General features: G+C 45.0%; 13 protein-coding genes and 1 pseudogene. 12 read left to right on the plus strand and 2 right to left on the minus strand.

Annotated elements, in window-relative coordinates:
- Positions 1-128: 128 nt before the first annotated feature.
- A complete protein-coding gene (locus P364_RS0110275; RefSeq protein ID WP_024630044.1) occupies positions 129-881 on the minus strand; it encodes a YheC/YheD family protein in 753 nt (250 codons plus the stop codon).
- 911 nt (positions 882-1,792) lie between these two features.
- Between P364_RS0110275 and P364_RS0110285 the strand changes: the two genes are divergently transcribed.
- The 10 genes from P364_RS0110285 (at position 1,793) to P364_RS0110335 (ending at position 14,786) form a co-directional block, all read left to right on the plus strand.
- On the plus strand, positions 1,793-2,923 hold the full coding sequence (locus P364_RS0110285; RefSeq protein WP_024630045.1) for an ROK family transcriptional regulator: 1,131 nt from the start codon (positions 1,793-1,795) through the stop codon (positions 2,921-2,923).
- A gap of 12 nt (positions 2,924-2,935) precedes the next feature.
- Complete coding sequence (locus tag P364_RS0110290) at positions 2,936-3,652, plus strand: 6-phosphogluconolactonase (protein ID WP_024630046.1); 717 nt, start codon at positions 2,936-2,938, stop codon at positions 3,650-3,652.
- A gap of 19 nt (positions 3,653-3,671) precedes the next feature.
- Positions 3,672-4,583: an ROK family protein gene (locus P364_RS0110295; protein WP_024630047.1), complete on the plus strand. Its 912-nt coding sequence runs from the start codon at positions 3,672-3,674 to the stop codon at positions 4,581-4,583.
- 5 nt (positions 4,584-4,588) lie between these two features.
- Positions 4,589-5,974, plus strand: coding sequence for a family 4 glycosyl hydrolase (locus P364_RS0110300; RefSeq protein WP_024630048.1), 1,386 nt, complete (start codon positions 4,589-4,591; stop codon positions 5,972-5,974).
- Between the two features lie 10 nt (positions 5,975-5,984).
- Entirely contained in the window at positions 5,985-8,108 is a 2,124-nt protein-coding gene (locus P364_RS0110305; protein ID WP_024630049.1) for a glycoside hydrolase family 3 N-terminal domain-containing protein, read from the plus strand.
- 192 nt (positions 8,109-8,300) lie between these two features.
- On the plus strand, positions 8,301-9,212 hold the full coding sequence (locus tag P364_RS0110310) for an ABC transporter permease (protein WP_024630050.1): 912 nt from the start codon (positions 8,301-8,303) through the stop codon (positions 9,210-9,212).
- Between the two features lie 15 nt (positions 9,213-9,227).
- Positions 9,228-10,100 carry a carbohydrate ABC transporter permease gene (locus P364_RS0110315; RefSeq protein ID WP_024630051.1) on the plus strand — a complete coding sequence of 291 codons (873 nt, stop codon included), beginning with the start codon at positions 9,228-9,230 and terminating at the stop codon, positions 10,098-10,100.
- Positions 10,100-11,728: an ABC transporter substrate-binding protein gene (locus tag P364_RS0110320; RefSeq protein ID WP_024630052.1), complete on the plus strand. Its 1,629-nt coding sequence runs from the start codon at positions 10,100-10,102 to the stop codon at positions 11,726-11,728. Before P364_RS0110315 ends, P364_RS0110320 begins: the two co-directional genes overlap by 1 nt.
- Before the next feature lie 870 nt (positions 11,729-12,598).
- Complete coding sequence (locus P364_RS0110330; RefSeq protein WP_024630054.1) at positions 12,599-13,789, plus strand: glycine C-acetyltransferase; 1,191 nt, start codon at positions 12,599-12,601, stop codon at positions 13,787-13,789.
- 37 nt (positions 13,790-13,826) lie between these two features.
- A complete protein-coding gene (locus P364_RS0110335) occupies positions 13,827-14,786 on the plus strand; it encodes an L-threonine 3-dehydrogenase (RefSeq protein WP_024630055.1) in 960 nt (319 codons plus the stop codon).
- Positions 14,787-14,874: 88 nt separating this feature from the next.
- Here the strand turns inward: P364_RS0110335 and P364_RS38190 are convergent.
- Positions 14,875-15,044 (minus strand): annotated as a pseudogene (locus P364_RS38190) (transposase); the annotation flags it as partial.
- Positions 15,045-15,906: 862 nt separating this feature from the next.
- On the opposite strand from P364_RS38190, the gene P364_RS0110345 reads away from it, so the two are divergent.
- Both P364_RS0110345 and P364_RS36115 read left to right on the plus strand, forming a co-directional pair.
- Positions 15,907-16,335: an SRPBCC family protein gene (locus tag P364_RS0110345; protein ID WP_024630057.1), complete on the plus strand. Its 429-nt coding sequence runs from the start codon at positions 15,907-15,909 to the stop codon at positions 16,333-16,335.
- Between the two features lie 527 nt (positions 16,336-16,862).
- The gene (locus P364_RS36115; protein ID WP_024630058.1) at positions 16,863-17,375 is read left to right on the plus strand and encodes a hypothetical protein; all 513 of its coding nucleotides are present in this window, start codon (positions 16,863-16,865) and stop codon (positions 17,373-17,375) included.
- The last annotated feature ends 6 nt before the right edge of the window (positions 17,376-17,381 follow it).

Below are 17,381 nucleotides of genomic sequence, written 5' to 3' on the forward strand. Positions count from 1 at the left end.
ATCTCCATATATCAAATATATGGGATTATCCTATGCCCCGAAGAATGAAAGGGGATGGGTGTATGGAGGTTGCAAAACACACAAAATTAAGGATTCGGCCTAAAACTAAGAAAACATCACATCATAAATTACTTCGCAGCCGCCTTTTTATACCTCATTACCTTTCGGTACATCGACTTATCTGTTAACTTGTTAAATATATATGGATCTGGGTTTGTGTTGACTTCAATAATCCACGGTGTCCAAGTTTTGTCGAATCCAATATCTAGACCAATTTGACGAAATCCTGGATAACTCTTGTGCAGATATTTTGCCGTGGTCACACCCAGTTCGTTCAGGGAGTGAATAATTTTTTTGATTTCGCTATTTGAGAGGTGAGCAGCAAGGAGACGATTAACATCCATCGGTTTGCCACCGCTGTGGTAATTCGTCACGATTTTTTTCGGGTGTGCCACTCTTCCAATGAGGCCGGTAGTTTCCCATTTTCCTGTTGGACTTAATTGTACCATCACCCGTATATCAAACCGCCGCTTATTATACTTCACCAGATGAATGCCCTTTTGAATGAGATACCTTTTCTTACTGATAATAGCTCTTAAAGATTCATGAAATGATTCATAATCCCAAAAGGAATGCACGGTTGTTCCAGTTTGATACATGTACTCTTCAGGTCCTAGTTTTTTCGCGCGAATAACTCCGTTACCAAAGGTTCCAATCTCAGGCTTAACATAGACCATGGTGTATTTCTTCAGCATTTCCTTCAGGGTAGATTTGCTGAATTTACGGGTATCTGGAATAAGCGGTCGGACTTTATTGCTCCCCAGAAGCACCTTTGTTTTTGTCCATTTACTCATTAACACTCTTCGGGGTTTATCGCTCATCCTAGCGATCCCTCCTAATCAAAATTGATAAACCGTGCCGTTTACCTTTTGTATTCTATGCATCAATTATTGTTCACGATTGGGGTATTAGTACGTAGTTACCATCAATTAGACTGTAGATCTCTATCTACCCCCACAATGGGTATATAGGAGCAGCCGGGCTTCTGAGGGGCTGTCCCTTTTCAGCTCAATCATTGCGGCACGTAGCTGGTTTGCTTCATACGGCGGAGATGCCCGCCTTACTAGCCAGATGATTTTAGGAAACTGAAACCTCATTAACGGGTTGAATTTCATAACTTCATTATTGAGATTCAATACCATGTTTTCCACGGTTTCAAGTAATCGTAGATTTGCGTGAAGAAGCGATACAGTGCGCAGCTGAAGGAACAAATGTGGAATGGGTGAAGGTAACTCTTAGCGATGCAGCAAGCACGCAACAAGTTGACTTGCTCAAGGATGCAATTACAGCGATTACAAAGGCATATAAAAAGGCAAAATAGTCGCGTTCCATTGTGGAGTGGTTTCCCATCAGAAAAATTCCCCGAATTAACCTGGGCAGTTTGGGATGTGATCTGCTTATATAATGTTTAATCCGAGGATGCCAACATGGTAAAAGATCGACTGGACACCTTAATTGGTTGCTTGAGCGATTTTTCAAAACACTGGAGGAAACCGATTTCATCGTTTACCAAATACCACGGGAAAGCAGCGTATGAGTATCGAAGAAAAAATGGGACAAATTGTCGGTTATATACAACGCCCCATGTAACTTGATCTTCTGCAAAAGTTATTGACACAGAGCCCAATATGTATATAATCAATCGTAAGGGTCAGATACGGCCTTTATATTTTTATTTAATTATTAAATAACATTAATTAATTATCTTGAATAAAACGAAAGGAGTGACAGGATGAAGTCGTTTTTGCCCAATGACATTAAGGATGAGAATAGAAAAATCATCTTTGATATTGTGATGCAGAATCCCGAATTGGCGAAGGTCGAAATCGCTGAGAAGACGGCGATGAGCTTTGTAACCGTAAGTAAGATCATCAATTTTTTTGAAGAGATCGGATTGTTGAACGCTACTGGAGAAAGCCGGGAAGGCTCTGGTGGCTTGGGAAGAAAAAGAACGGTATACCGATTTAATGAGAACAGCTATGTAACCGTCGGCATTCAAATCATAGGGAACAGAATCACTGCTCTGCTGATCAATCTATACAGTAAAATTATCGATTCATACTCCATCGAGACGGATATTCCGTTTTATAGCGAACAGTTTATCTCGATTTTTGAAGACATGATTTCGGGGATGAAGAATGTAGCAAAGAAAACGAATAGCGTCGTCCTAGGCATCGGGATCGGGGTCGATGGGGCGATAAACACCAGGAAGAAAACGATCAGAATGCGGGTTCAGGACAACAAGGAGCAGGATTACAATTATGAGCTGATCATCGAGAATCTGATTAACCGGGTTGAATTGCCTATTTTCCTTGAAAACGATGTAAACGCTTCTACAGTAGCTGAATTCCGAAATCTGGAGCACTCCGGGGAAATGCTGTCTGATCTGGTCCATATCGCAGTAGGGGACGGGATCGGCGGCGGTCTGATTATCAATAAAGAGCTGCATCGAGGATTTAATGCAAGCGCGGGTGAGCTGGAGTATATGTGCTTTGACCCGGAGTACAGAAGATCACCGTCCTCCGTCGGTTGGCTGGAGAGCAAGCTGGGGATTCAGCATTTGTTGAGCAACTATGATCTTAGCTCTGAATCAGACATTGAAGCGTGCGCAGATTATGTAGGCAAGCATCTGGCCCTGGCGATGGTTAATATCATCAGCGTGCTTGACATCGAGCAGATTATTATTAGTGGCAAGACGGTAGCACTGTTCCCTGAACGGATTCTTGAGAGAACAAGATATTATGTCGGGCAGTATGTGGAATGGACTCCAACAATAACCTACAGTGATTCGCATCATTCGACGGCTGTCGGAGCTGCCGTACTTTCGCTTCAGCATGAGATGATAAAAGTAATTTCCGGATAGGAAGTGAACGTAGTGATTAAAATTTTTGAGACTGAAGAGGAAGTTGCAGATGCCATTGCCAGAGAGATGAAAGAGCATCTGTCGCATGAGCATCCAGTGTTCTGCTTGGCATCAGGCAGCACACCACAGAAGAGCTACATGAAATTTGCTGGGAACGCCGAGATTCATGAAAGGATTCAGCAGCTTAAAATTGTCAGCCTGGACGAGTGGGTCGGAATAAGCAGAGAGTCTGAGGGAAGCTGCTATCAAATGCTGAATCAGGATTTATTCTCGCTTGTCCATTTGGACGCCGGACAGATCGAATTCTTTGATGGCACTGCGCCGGATTTGGAGCAGGAATGTCAGAGAATCGACCACTTTATTAATCAGCATCCCATAACGTTCAGTTTGATGGGGGTTGGAATGAATGGACATATTGGCTTGAATGAGCCAGGCTGTCCGTTGCTGGATCACAGCAGTGTCGTAGATTTGTCGGAGACGACCAGGTCCGTGGCCCAGAAGTATTTCCATCAGCCTACAGCATTGGACAGAGGAATAACCTTGGGTCTAAGTCAGGTGGCGGGCAGCAAGAGGGTGATTGTAGCGGTGACCGGTGAACGCAAAGCTGGGATCGTCAAAGAAATATTTACAAATCCAGAAGCGAAGCTGCCTGCTCAGGAGCTGCTCGGTTATGAACATATTGATTTCTTCCTGGATTCGGAGGCAGCGAAATATATTAAGCAGCGATAAAAACTGAGGAGTACAAATTATGAGTAACAGCGTCATTGGAGTGGATATTGGAGGAACGAATATACGAGTCGGATTAGTGAATGAGCAGTTGGAATTGGTTCGAAAAGAGACGGCATTAACTAGCGAGTTCCTAAGTGCTGATGAAGTTTTTAACTATATCAAGCAAGTGATCGAGAAAGTGGATCATCACAAGACAGCTGACAAGATAGGGATTGCCATGCCTGTTCCTTGGAAAGAGCGGACCGAGATTATATATGATGCAACCAACATTCCCTGCCTGGAAGGGGTTCATACCGATTTTATAAAGCGCTTTTTTCCCGGTTATGAAGTTCATTTCGAGAATGATGTGAATGTCGTGACCCTGCTGGAATCAAAGCATGGCGCGTCCCGGGCGTATGATCAATCGATCTATATTACGGTCAGTACGGGGATCGGCAGCGGAATCGTTCTGAACAACGAGTTGCTCCACGGAGCGCATGGTTATGCCGGAGAGATTGGCAGCATGGTTATATCAGATAACGGCAAGAGCCATTCGCCATTACATCCCGGCACGCTCGAAGCTCTGTGCAGCGGCAGAGCCCTGGAGAAAGAGAGCCAACATCTCTACGGTAGCAAGGCTACGGTGAATTTATTATTCGAGAAATACAGGCAACATGACGAGAAGGCGGCAGGTGTCGTGAATACCTGGGTCGAGTACTTCTCTAATGCGGTTGCTTCATTAATGCAGACGATCGATCCGGATATATTTGTCATTGGAGGAGCGGTCATTCATAACAACCAATGGTTGATCGATAAAATTATTGAAAGCGCTAAAACCAAAGTGTTTGAACATTTAAGCGACAAAGTCAAGGTAGTTTTGCCTAAATTCGGCCCGGATGCAGGAGTGATTGGGGCAGGGTATATGGCGTTAAAAAACAATAAAGGAGCATGAACAATATGAAGAAAATGAAAGTTGCGTTAATTGGAGCCGGCAGTGTGTCCTTTGCTTTGGGGGCACTTCAGGATATGGTGCTGTCCGAGCGCTTGAAAACTCAAGCACAGCTGGAGATCGCACTGATGGACATTGAAGAAGAGAATGTGGCAAGAACCTATAAATATGCGACAGATATGTTTACCGCCTTCTCGCATCCGGCGAACATTTGGCAGACGACCAACCTGGAAGCAGCTCTACAGGAGGCTGATTTCGTCATCGTGGCAATTGAGGTAAATCGGTACTTTTATTGGTCGCAGGATTTCCATATTCCTCGCCGCTTCGGCAGCAAGCAAATTTACGGTGAGAACGGCGGTCCTGGCTCGATGTTCCATACACTGCGAAACCTGGGTCCGATGCTGGAAATCGCTCGGACGATGGAACGCGTCTGCCCAGACGCCTGGTTCATTAATTATACGAATCCTGAAGCGAAATTGGTTGAGGCTATCTCGAAACTTACCTCGATCAAAGTCGTCGGTCTATGCCATGGACTGGATATGGGGATCGAGCAGCTGTCCCAATTCCTGGAGATGGATATCGCAGATATCGGAATGGAAGGCGGTGGCTTGAACCATTTCGGTTTCTTCACCAAGATCTGGAACAAGAAGACGGATGAGGATCTGTATCCGTTATTTGATGAGAAGGAGCGGAAGGCCAACCGTCTGGCGCAATTCGAACATGTCGCGCTATCCAGAACGATGTACCGCACTTATGGATATTATCCTTATCCAGGCACCAACCATGTGGGTGAATATATCTCTTATGCAGACGATTTCTATGCGGGTTTGTCCTTGCAATACCGCTACGATCCAATTCGCGAGAAGCTGTGGGAGAAGGATTCCAGAACCCCTGAATTCGTATACAGTGCAAGCGGCAACAATCTGGATCAAGGCTTGTTCTCGAAGATTCAGACGCAGGAGCTTTGGGTGGAAGAGGCCTATATTTTTGATAAGGAGAAGGTAAGCCGCAGCAATGAATATGCGATTCCGATCATTGAGTCTATTTTCTTCGATGATGAGATTGAATTGAACGCGGTCAATTTACCGAACCACGGTGCAATCAAGGGACTTCCTGACGATATGGTTGTTGAGACCCAGGCGATCGTTAACGGCAGAGGAATTACGCTTAAGCCGATGACGGTAGAACTGCCGACGGCGATTATCGGAACGATTCATATCCAGGGATCGATCCATAAATTGTTGCTCGAGGCTTTTGTGGAGCAATCCAAGACGAAGCTGCTGCAGGCGATCCTATTGGATCCTCAGGCTCCGACTTATTACCAGGCCTGTGCAATGATCGACGAAATGTGCGAATTGCAGCAAGATATTTTACCTAAGCTGGAATGGAAATAAAGGGGTCTATATGGACAATAAAAAAATGATCGAACTGCTTCAGGAGATGACGCTCGTCGAGAAGATCGGACAGCTCTCTCAGACGACCGGGGAACACTACGTCGGCATAATCGATAGCGAAATGGTTGAGACCGGTCCAGACTTCCCGGATCATATGCTTGAGGGAGATACGCTGTATACGATGGGAAGTATTATCGGCGTGTCGAGCGCCAAGATCACGAACCTGATTCAAAGTGAATATTTGCAGAAATCAAGGCTAAAGATCCCGTTGCTGTTCATGCACGATGCGATACATGGATACAGAACGATTTTTCCGATACCACTAGGGCTTTCCTGTACCTGGGATGAGGGCATCGTGCAGCAGGCAGCGGCGGATACCGCTTCGGAATTGCGCGCTGCGGGTATACATGTGAATTTCTCGCCGATGGTCGACCTTGTGCGCGACTCCAGATGGGGAAGAGTAATGGAATCCTTCGGCGAGGACCCTCTGCTGTCCGGCAATCTTGGCCGGGCGATGATCAGAGGTTATCAGAAAGGCGAGAACGGAGAGATTGCCGAATCGGGAGTAGCGGCCTGTCTAAAGCATTTTGCCGCTTATGGAGCTGGCATTGGAGGCAAAGACTACAACGCTGTCGATATGTCCTGGAGAGAATTCTACGCCTATTATGGCAAGCCTTATGAAATAGCGCTTCAAGAGAAGCCAAAATTTGTGATGAGCTCATTCAACACCTTCAACGGGGTTCCTGTAAGCGCGAGTGAGCAGATGATGAAGGAAATCTTAAGAGGGGCCTATCAATTTGACGATATTGTAATCTCAGATTGGGGGGCAGTCGCCGAACTGCAGAATCACCGCGTTGCCGGCAATGGCAAGGAAGCTGCCGAATTGGCTTTAAAAGCGGGCATTGAAATTGAAATGGTCTCGACTTTGTATCTAGAGCATTTTGAACAGATTCTAGAAGAAAATCCGGGGCTGCTCCAGGATATAGATACGGCCGTTCTGAAAATTTTGCAGCTTAAAAATGAAATGGGCTTATTTGAAAATCCTTATGTGGACGAAGCTCGTGAGGATGAAGTCATTCTGAATCCTTGCTTTCTGGAGCATACTAAGGACGCTGCCAAGCGTAGCTGTGTACTGCTGAAAAATGAACAAATGCTGCCTATACGCAAAGAATACAAAAAGATCATCATCGTCGGCCCTTTTGCCGGCAGCAATCAATTGCTGGGCAATTGGCCGTGCAAAGGAAGCTTTGATGACGTAGTTACCTTGGCGGAAGGGCTGAAGCAGATGGATGATTCATTCGATCTGCAAGTCTATGAATCCCTGAAGGACTGCCCTCAAGCTGAGTTGGAGCAATGCGATTATATTGTTGTAGCGGTTGGGGAGGACTGGAAATTAAGCGGTGAAGGGCATAGCAGTGTGAATATCGAACTGGAGGCCAGCCAGCAGCAGCTTATCCGTGAAGTCAAGAAGACGAACAAACCGTATGCATGCGTCTTTTTCTCGGGCCGGCCACTCGCGCTTCAGAACATTATTGATGATATCCCTGCGCTCTTATGGTGCTGGTATCCGGGTACACAGGCCGGCAGTGCGATTGCTGAGCTGATTACAGGCCAAGCTACTCCGTCGGGCAAACTGACGATGTCGTTCCTGCGCCATTCGGCGCAAGCGCCGATCTATTACAATGAATACAGCACGGGTCGTCCGGCAAATGAATCAAGCTACAGCAGCAGATATCAGGACTGTGAGATCGGGCCTCTGTTCCCGTTCGGGCACGGGCTGACCTATAGCGGTGCGCAGTATTCTGACTTTACAATTTCGCGTGATCATGTGACAGCCGATCAGGAATTGACGATCTCTTTCCAGGTGAGCAATCCAAGCGGGTATAACTATTCTGAAATCGCTATCCTGTACATTGAGGATCTTGTCTCCAAGGCGGTACGTCCTGTGCGCGAGATGAAGAAGTATCAAGTCGTGGACCTGCCAGAGCATCAGACCGTTACCGTACAGATGACGCTGGCCTTGGATGATCTTCTATACTTGGATACCCGCCTGCAGCAAACGATTGAACCGGGAAAATTCAATATTTATATCAATGATCTTGACTCTCCCGTGTTTACGATAGAATATCGATAAAATCTCGTGAATCCCATTTATCCGAAATGATCACTAGGCCCGCTCAATTATTTAATTAAATTAATTAATTGTGTAAAATTTATCCACCCACAAGTTCAGAATTTTTGAGTGGGCCTAGCAGATTTTGGAATACGCTTACATGATTCAGAAAGAACTGACAATGCTGTACCTGAAGAGTAAGGAGGTATACGGATGAAATCCAAATTTAAACAACAATTTCTATCCCAGTGGGAGCTTCAAGTGATGGTCTGGCCGAGCATTATATTGATGATTGTTTTCTCTTTTGTCCCGATGCTCGGATTGATCATCGCCTTTCAGGATTATTCTCCGTTATCCGGTTTTACGGGCTCGGAATTTGTAGGATTGGATAATTTCAAAGCCTTTTTGGGGGACAAAGATTTCTACAATGTGCTGACGAACACGCTAGGCATCAGCCTGATGAAGTTGTTGATCGGTTTTCCGCTGGAGATCGTCCTGGCTATATTGATCAATGAACTCCGATTAGTATTCTTCAAGAAGTTTACGCAGACCATATCTTATTTACCGCACTTCCTGTCGTGGGTTATTCTTGGCGGCATGATTACATCCTGGCTTGGCTCGTCGGGACTGGTGAACAGCTTCCTGCTGTCGATACATCTCATATCTGAACCGATCTCCTTCCTGTCAAATTCGAATGCTTATTGGTGGATCGCGACGTTGTCGGATATTTGGAAAGAGGTTGGCTGGGGAACGATTCTCTATCTCGCTGCCATAACAGGAATTGATCCATCGTTGTATGAGGCGGCGAAGGTCGACGGGGCGAAAATCTTGAAAAGAATTTGGTATATCACGATTCCCAGCATCAAAAATATTATCGTGCTGATGTTTTTGCTGCGTGTAGGCTCTATTCTGGGAGCGAATCTGGACCAGACTCTCGTCCTGCAAAATTCTTCGAACATGCTACGCAGTGAAGTCATCGATTCTTATGTTTATCATTTGGGTCTGGCGCAAGGGGACTTCTCATTCGCGACTGCGGTCGGAATATTCTCGTCCGTCGTATCGGTCACACTGTTGCTGGTAGCCAATTTCTTAACCAAGAAGCTTAGCGATAGTTCAATTTTTTAGAAGGGAGGGAGCTATATGGGGCTGGATAGAGGCGAGAAAATATTTAACGTTTTTAACGTGTTATTCATGCTGTTTTTTATTGCCATCATCGTATTACCCTTGATCAATATCATCGCCCTCTCGTTCAATGACGGGTATGACGCGATGAAAGGGGGCATTTATCTATTCCCGAGAGAATTTACGCTGGTAAACTATGAGACCATATTGAAGGATACGACCATTTACAGAGCGTTTGGAGTTACGATAGCCAAAACTGTAATCGGTGTCATCGGGCACTTGGTCATTACAGGGGCGGCAGCCTATGCTCTGAGCAAGTCTTATTTACTGGGAAGAAAGATATTCATCCGTATGGGCGTCATCACGATGTTCTTCAACGGCGGAATGATTCCGTCATTTCTGGTGGCCAAGTCGCTCGGTCTGACGAACAGCTTCTGGGTGTACATTATCCCCGTGCTATTCAGCTTTTACGACATGATCATATTAATGAACTTCTTCCGAAGCTTGCCGGACTCGATTGAAGAATCAGCCAAGATTGACGGGGCCAGTGTATTACAGGTGTTCTTCAAAATTATTGTCCCGCTTTCTTTCCCGGTGCTGGCGACGATCGCCTTGTTTCACGGGGTATACCAGTGGAATGATTTCTTCGTGGCTAAGCTGTATGTAACGGATAAGTCACTGTATCCGATTCAATATTATTTGTATCAGCTGTTAACGAGCGCAGGCGCTGCGAACTCTGCCAAAGCAGGAGTGTATATTTCCAAGGCTTTTACGACTCAATCTTTACAGCAGGCTACGATGATCGTTACGACCCTACCTATTATGCTAATTTACCCTTTCCTTCAGAAATACTTTATTAGCGGCATGCTGGTCGGAGGAGTTAAAGAATAATGATAAAAGCGAGGGAGAATGTTATGAAGAAATCGATCATCCTTCTGACTTTGGTTGCATTAGCAGTGTCGTTGACTGCCTGCGGCGGTAAGAAGACAAGTGAAAATTTGCCGGACTCGAAGATTGAAGTGGCCAAAGATACGCCGAGCTGGAAGAACGACAAGGCAAAGGCTGACCTTGACTGGTACATTAATTTCGATTGGTTCGCTCAAGTCTGGGGCAATGATGTGTCTTCCAAATATATTACGGAGGATACCGGAGTAAACATCACTTACTTGGGCGGCAGCGACGACAAGCTAAACACGATGATGGCCTCTGGAGATCTGCCGGACATTATTACTATGGATGGAAGCAACCCGTTTGTTAAGGAAGCCGATAAATTTGCGATTCCATTGGATGTTTTAGCCGAGAAGTATGACCCCTATTTTATGGAAAAAGCGGCCAAGCCGGAAACGCTCAAGTACTTCACACGGGATGACGGCCATATTTATGGATATCCTAACTTCTCAAACACGAGTTCGGATTATGAGAAAGGCGGAGTTTATGGCAACCAGGCATTTCTGGTGCGGAAGGATATGTATGAACAGCTCGGCAAGCCAGATATGACCACGCCGGAAGGATTTACTTCGGCATTGGAAGCCGCGCAGAAGCTGGCAATGAAAGATGAACTTGGAAAAACGATCATTCCGATCGGGGTGACTCCTTTTACGGGAGATAGCTCTGAGAAGAACGGGGTATTCAATAGAACGATGGCCGATTTGACGGAAGACAGCAAATATTATGACCGTTATACAGATGCTGATTTTCAGAAATGGCTTAAAGTGTTCGTCGATGCCCGGCAGAAGGGGCTGGCAGACCGGGACATGACTACGATGACCAAAGATGACAAGGATGCACGACTAACGAATGGCAGCTACTTCGCCTATTTCGCTGCGGACCTGAACAGTGAGACGGATACGATGACCGTGTGGGCGAATGAGCACCCGGGCAAGGAGTACATTGCTGTTAACGGGCCAACTTCTACGATAGGCAAGAAAACCGCATTGCCGGGCACTTCCATTGAAGGCTGGACACAGACCTTTATTACCAAGGATGCCAAGGATCCGCAAAAGGCGATGGAGCTCCTGACTTATCTGGTTAGTGAGGAAGGCAACAATGTCATGAACTTTGGCCGCGAGGGCGAAACCTACACCATCAAGGACGGAAGTCCTGTCTTGAATGCAGATCTGCTGGAGTTCAAGCAGACCGATCCTGCCGGCTTCGAGAAGAAGGTCGGCTTGACCACTCATTTGTGGCTGCAGGATAGTGCTCTTCTCTCCCGGCAAATGGGAATTTCTCAGTTCCCGAAGGCTTTGCAGCAGGCTAAGCAATGGACTCAGGATTTCGTGGTGCCGCAATTCGAATTAGCGAGTCTGGATGTATATTTATCTAAAGAATCTTCCAGAAATAAAGAGAAGATTGATCAGAACTGGTCGCAGACGATCGCCAAGATCTTGGATGCCAAATCGGAGAGCGAAGTCGATCAGGCGATGGCCGAGTTCATCCAATATCGAATGGATAATGGGTTCGATGAGCTGGTAAAGGAGCGAAATAGCCAAATTGAAGCGAATGTAAAAAAACTAAAGTAAGTGTAGGATATAGTTAAAAGGGCTCTCGGATAGAAGGGGCCCTATTAACTATTTTCCGGCATTGGTTTCGTCCATGCTGAGCTCTTCGGCCAAATTAAAAGCAATCAACAAGGCGACAGATAAATGCACATCCATACGCGGTGAAATGTCGAAGGATCTGTTCAGGTGGCATCCAACTTGCCATCATAATAAGGTGATGGAGTACGCTTCTCAATTTGTTGCGTTAGAGGAAAGGCCCAGCCACATGGCATTGCTTTATGTCTGGGGCCATAGCTATGAATTTGAAGATGAGGGAAACTTGGATCTGCTAGACCGGCTGGGAGAAACCATTGCGGTAAAGCAGAGTATTTGGTATGCAACGAACGCCGAAATTGTTTCGTATGTACAAGCTTTAAAAAGGCTTCGATTCTCTGCGGATTGTCGCATAACACGGACATAATAGTTCGCCCTAAGTAATGCGCTAGCACCTTAAGGGGTTTGTAGCTATGGAACAATAGTGGTCAGGAGAGCCTAACCTCGGCAAGCGCTTCCGTACTAAGTCATCTCATTGCGTTTGCCGCGGAAGAATCCCGTTTGAACCGGGGTAAATCGATTGATTTAAAGGAATAAGCAAAAGAAATAATGGCTGCACAAGAAGTTACCGAGCAGCAAAAGATATAAGCAAAGATTTAGTAGCGATTGCTTCCGGGAATGGGGGAAGGAATCGCTATGTTTTTTTGCGGATATTTTTATTTTTTGTCCGCCACATGTGTACAAAAAATAAAAAAGATGATACATTGAAATTAGTTTAATTCCTTTATTTAACAGGCTTTTTTGGAGAAATACTATGTCTCCTGTACGAGGACATACGTATATCGAGGAGGGAATGGAATGTCAAGTCAAGCATTGGACCAATTTTTAAGTTCGAACATCGAAGATCTAAAGACTAAAGGTCTATATAACGTCATCGATACGCTGCAGGGTGCAAATGGTCCTGTTATTCGTATCGACGGAAAGTCCCTAATCAATTTGTCTTCCAATAACTATTTGGGACTGGCAACAGATTACCGCCTGATTGATGCTTCAGTTAAGGCGTCGCAGACATACGGGGCAGGCGCAGGGGCTGTGAGAACAATCAATGGTACGATGGATCTTCATATTGAGCTTGAAGAAAAACTGGCCCGTTTCAAAAAAACGGAAGCCGTTATCGTGTATCAATCGGGATTTAACTGCAATATGGCTGCTATATCCGCGGTAATGGACCAGCATGATGCGATTTTATCAGATGAGCTGAACCACGCTTCGATTATTGATGGCTGCCGCCTGTCGAGAGCTAAGGTGATTCGCTTTAAGCATTCGGATATGAATGATTTAAGACAGCAGGCGAAAGATGCCAAGGAATCCGGTCAGTACCATAAAATTATGGTCATCACCGACGGGGTTTTCTCCATGGATGGTGATATAGCAAAGCTGCCCGAAATCGTGAAAATAGCAGAAGAATTCGATCTGATTACTTATGTGGATGATGCCCACGGTTCGGGCGTTCTCGGAGCAGGTGCGGGAACCGTGAAGCATTTTGGATTGTCCGACCGCATTGACTTTCAAATTGGTACTCTTTCCAAGGCGATCGGCGTTGTCGGCGGTTATGTGGCGGGTAAAAAACAACTGATCGAATGGTTGAAGCTGAGAAGCCGTCCGTTTCTGTTCTCGACATCGCTACCTCCGGCTGCAATCGCTTCTTGCATCGCTTCTGTCGACATTTTGATGAATGACAAAGAGCTGATCGAGAAACTTTGGGAGAACGGTAATGATTTAAAAAATGGCTTGAGCCGGCTTGGATATGATGTAGGCCAAAGCGAAACGCCGATCACACCTTGTATCATTGGCGATGAAGTAACCACCCAACAGTTCAGCAAACGGCTCTATGAAGAAGGTGTTTACGCCAAGGCAATCGTGTTTCCGACGGTTCCCAAAGGAACTGGAAGAATACGCAACATGCCGACAGCTGCCCATACCAAGGAGATGCTCGACCAGGTGATCTCCGTTTATGAGAAAGTTGGCAAGGAAATGAAGCTGATTTAGCTGCATTCGCGGGAGTATATTTCGGGAGGAATGTCTTATGAACAAGATTTTGGTGACCGGAGCACTGGGCCAAATCGGTTCTGAGTTAGTTGTTAAATTACGTGAAATTTATGGTGCGGATCACGTCGTTGCTACGGATCTCAGGTCATCAGCCCACGAAATTACCCGATCCGGGCCATTCGAGCTGCTGGACGTGACGAATGATAAGGCGATGTTCGAAATCGCCAAGCGGTACGAAGTGGATACCGTCATCCATTTGGCTGCGCTGCTGTCGGCTACCGCAGAGGAGAAACCGCTGCTTGCCTGGAATTTGAATATGGGCGGATTGATGAATGCACTTGAAGTATCCAGGGAGCTCGGCTGCCAATTTTTCACTCCAAGCTCCATTGGATCTTTTGGTCCTTCGACTCCGAAAGACAATACCCCGCAGGATACGATCCAGAGGCCCAATACGATGTACGGCGTGAACAAAGTGTCCGGCGAACTGCTTTGTGATTATTATTTTCATAAATACGGCCTGGATACCAGGGGGCTGCGATTCCCGGGTTTGATATCTTATATGACGCCTCCCGGCGGAGGAACGACGGATTACGCGGTGGAAATTTATTATGCAGCCGTGACGGCTGGCCGGTATACATCTTATATCGCCAAGGACTCAAACATGGACATGATGTATATGCCGGATGCCCTGAACGCTATCATCGAATTGATGGAAGCGGATTCTTCCCGGTTGATGCACCGAAATTCATTTAATGTCACCGCAATGAGCGTGGATCCGGAGGCGATCGCTGCAGCGATTCGGGATGAGTTTCCCGGCTTTATCCTCGATTATGACGTTGATCCGAAGAGACAGGCGATTGCCGATAGCTGGCCGCATTCCATTGATGCGACGGCAGCGAAGACAGAATGGGGATTTCATGCCCGCTACGACCTGAAGGCTATGACGAAGGATATGCTTTCACAGCTAAGCGAGAGACAAATGCTTCGCAAGGCTTAAAGTTATTATGAATTCGCTGTGCAAAGCAAGTAGAAATACAAAAGAAAGCTGCATCAAGAGGTTTGGCGTTGCCCGGACCTTTTGTTGCAGCTTCTTTTTTCATCCTCCAGCCCAGACATTTCCGTGGTCTGTGGCTTATCAGATCAAGAACACGGCATAAAGCTTCGTCTGTCATTTGAGCGAAATCCGTACCTTTAGGAAAGAATTCTCGCAAAAGACCATTTGCACTCTCATTTGAGCCTGTTGCCAGGAGGAATAGTGGTTCCCACGGTCGAATGGAAATGTGACGAATGAGAGAGCTTATAAAGCGGGAAAAAATCAGAGCAACTATATTCAGCATTTTTTTTGATATTCTGGATTACTTGGGACTACGTTACCAGAGCATGGATCCTTTCATCCGGCCACTTGATACCGAATCGGTAGTGGTAGAACAGGCTAAGACCTTACAAGTGTCAGATGTGACCCGCATTCCCAATAATTTGTCGCGGGACAAGAAAAATGTTTCATCAAATTCGCTAATATAGCGACTTTTTTGTTTTAAGGAACCAAGTTCTTGTCCCAAGGTGAGGACAAGAACATTGTACCTTTTCAGATTAGATAGTTATCTAAATAGTTGCATAATGGGAATCATGTCGCGTTAAAAGAGCACATTACCAAAAATAGTTGCTAAAATAGGGGGTTTTGTGTTTAGTGAACAAAGTCCTTTTCCTGAGCTGAGGAGAAGAACATTGTACCATCGATCATACAAATAACTAACGGTAACTTGATTTCTGCTTCATCAAGCTAACGGCAGGATAGTTTCAATTTGTACGACAATAAAAAAGGAAAATATGTGCGCTAATTGAATAAGTTAATATATCTCATTGTTAGGAGCTGAAATCATGGAATGGCCGTCAATTAGAGATTTTCTAGGTATTCCATCACATCTCACAGGAAAAATATCGCTATTGCGGTGGTTGATGGATACTTCCCACCGCTGCCGTTTTCTCAACTCGGACAGGATAGCAATCGAGAAGAAATCACATCAACTATACTACGGCAAAGAAGATTTGAAAATTCTCAATAGTCGTAGACTAATATTTTCATAAATAAATCCTTAAAAAGAAAGGGAATGAGCACTATGCCAAATATCGAGCACTTACAGACTGTGAATGTTCCAGCTTCAACCGTATATGAAGCTTTAACCACTGAAAAAGGACTTTCAGAAATATGGACAAATGAACTAATAGTCAGTGATCAGATCGGTTGTATAAATGAGTTCCGATTCGGCGGCAAAGGCTTAACAAAGATGCGCGTTGATGAGCTTGTTATGGATAAAAAGATTTTGTGGCAGTGTGTTGATTCAGATCCAGAATGGATAGGTACGACTATTTCTTTTGATATTGAGGAAAAAAACGGGAAAACTTCAATCATATTTCGTCAGATGAATTGGAGGGAATTGACCGCATTTTATCGTTTATGTAATTATAACTGGGCTATTTTTTTGTACAGTCTTAAACAGTATTGCGAAGAAGGTGAGGGTCTTCCATATCATAAACGAAAGTTTTAGAACCCTTGAAAAAACGGATGGGTCGACTAAAGACATGATCCCGAAAACTGGTTCGGAGGTATTGGGTAAGTACGACCATCTAGGTCAGCCAAATAAAACTAAGAAAGCAGCTGACCAATGTGATCAGCTGCTTTTTGTTCAACAAACGGGCAGACGGGCAGGATAGGGGTGTTAAGCTAATGGTGTCAAGGGACAAGAACATTGTTCCATTGCTGAAAAGGACAAGAACAATGTGTCATTCCCGATTAGGATGTTATCTAAATAGTTGCATGATAGGAATCATGTCGCTTGAAAAGAGCATATTACCATGAAAAGTCCCTGAAATAGGGGTCGTGTGAGCTAAGAACAGATCCCCCCAAAAAAACTATTGTAACGTAATATCCTTTTTTTTAGCTAACGAGCAGGTTAGTTCAATGCCATCTAACGAATTAGAGATGTAACTTTTATTGACATATAGCGTTATTAATAACGAGTAACTTCTTATAGGTTTTAGAATTAACTAATAAAAGAATACGAGGGATAAAGTATTGAAGAAAAAGGGACTTTTATTTACTGTTTTATCGTTAGCTTTAACAACAGCGACCGTAACTGCCTGTGATTCAACAAGTCCAACTCAAGAGAATTTGTCCACTTCAAAGTCTGGTGTATTATCAAGCGAGTCCGAAAGTACAACCTTTACTAATTCTTTAAGCGAACAAGAGAACAAACCCTCGCACTATATTGCTTTTGGAGGCGCAACGGTACAGCAACCCTTTTCCGTAAATCCGGAATTTGTACATATAAAACTTCTAATGAAGAACAATAGTAGCCATGAAGTCAATGTTAGTTTAACGCACTTAGATACTAGTAAAGTGTATTTCGCTAGAACGATTGCTGCCGGGGAATCATTTGATTGGATAAATATTAAAGAAGGTTTCACCCAAGGTATGAATACTGGAGGTTACTTGCTCCAATGGAGTGGTGGCAGTTATAGCGTTAATGGGGAAGTATGGGGATCAGCTGGTTCTGAACCAGACGATACTTCTCAACTATCTTATTGAACTAAC

Origin of the sequence: Paenibacillus sp. MAEPY2, assembly GCF_000499205.1 — a bacterium.
Classification (GTDB): domain Bacteria; phylum Bacillota; class Bacilli; order Paenibacillales; family Paenibacillaceae; genus Paenibacillus; species Paenibacillus vandeheii.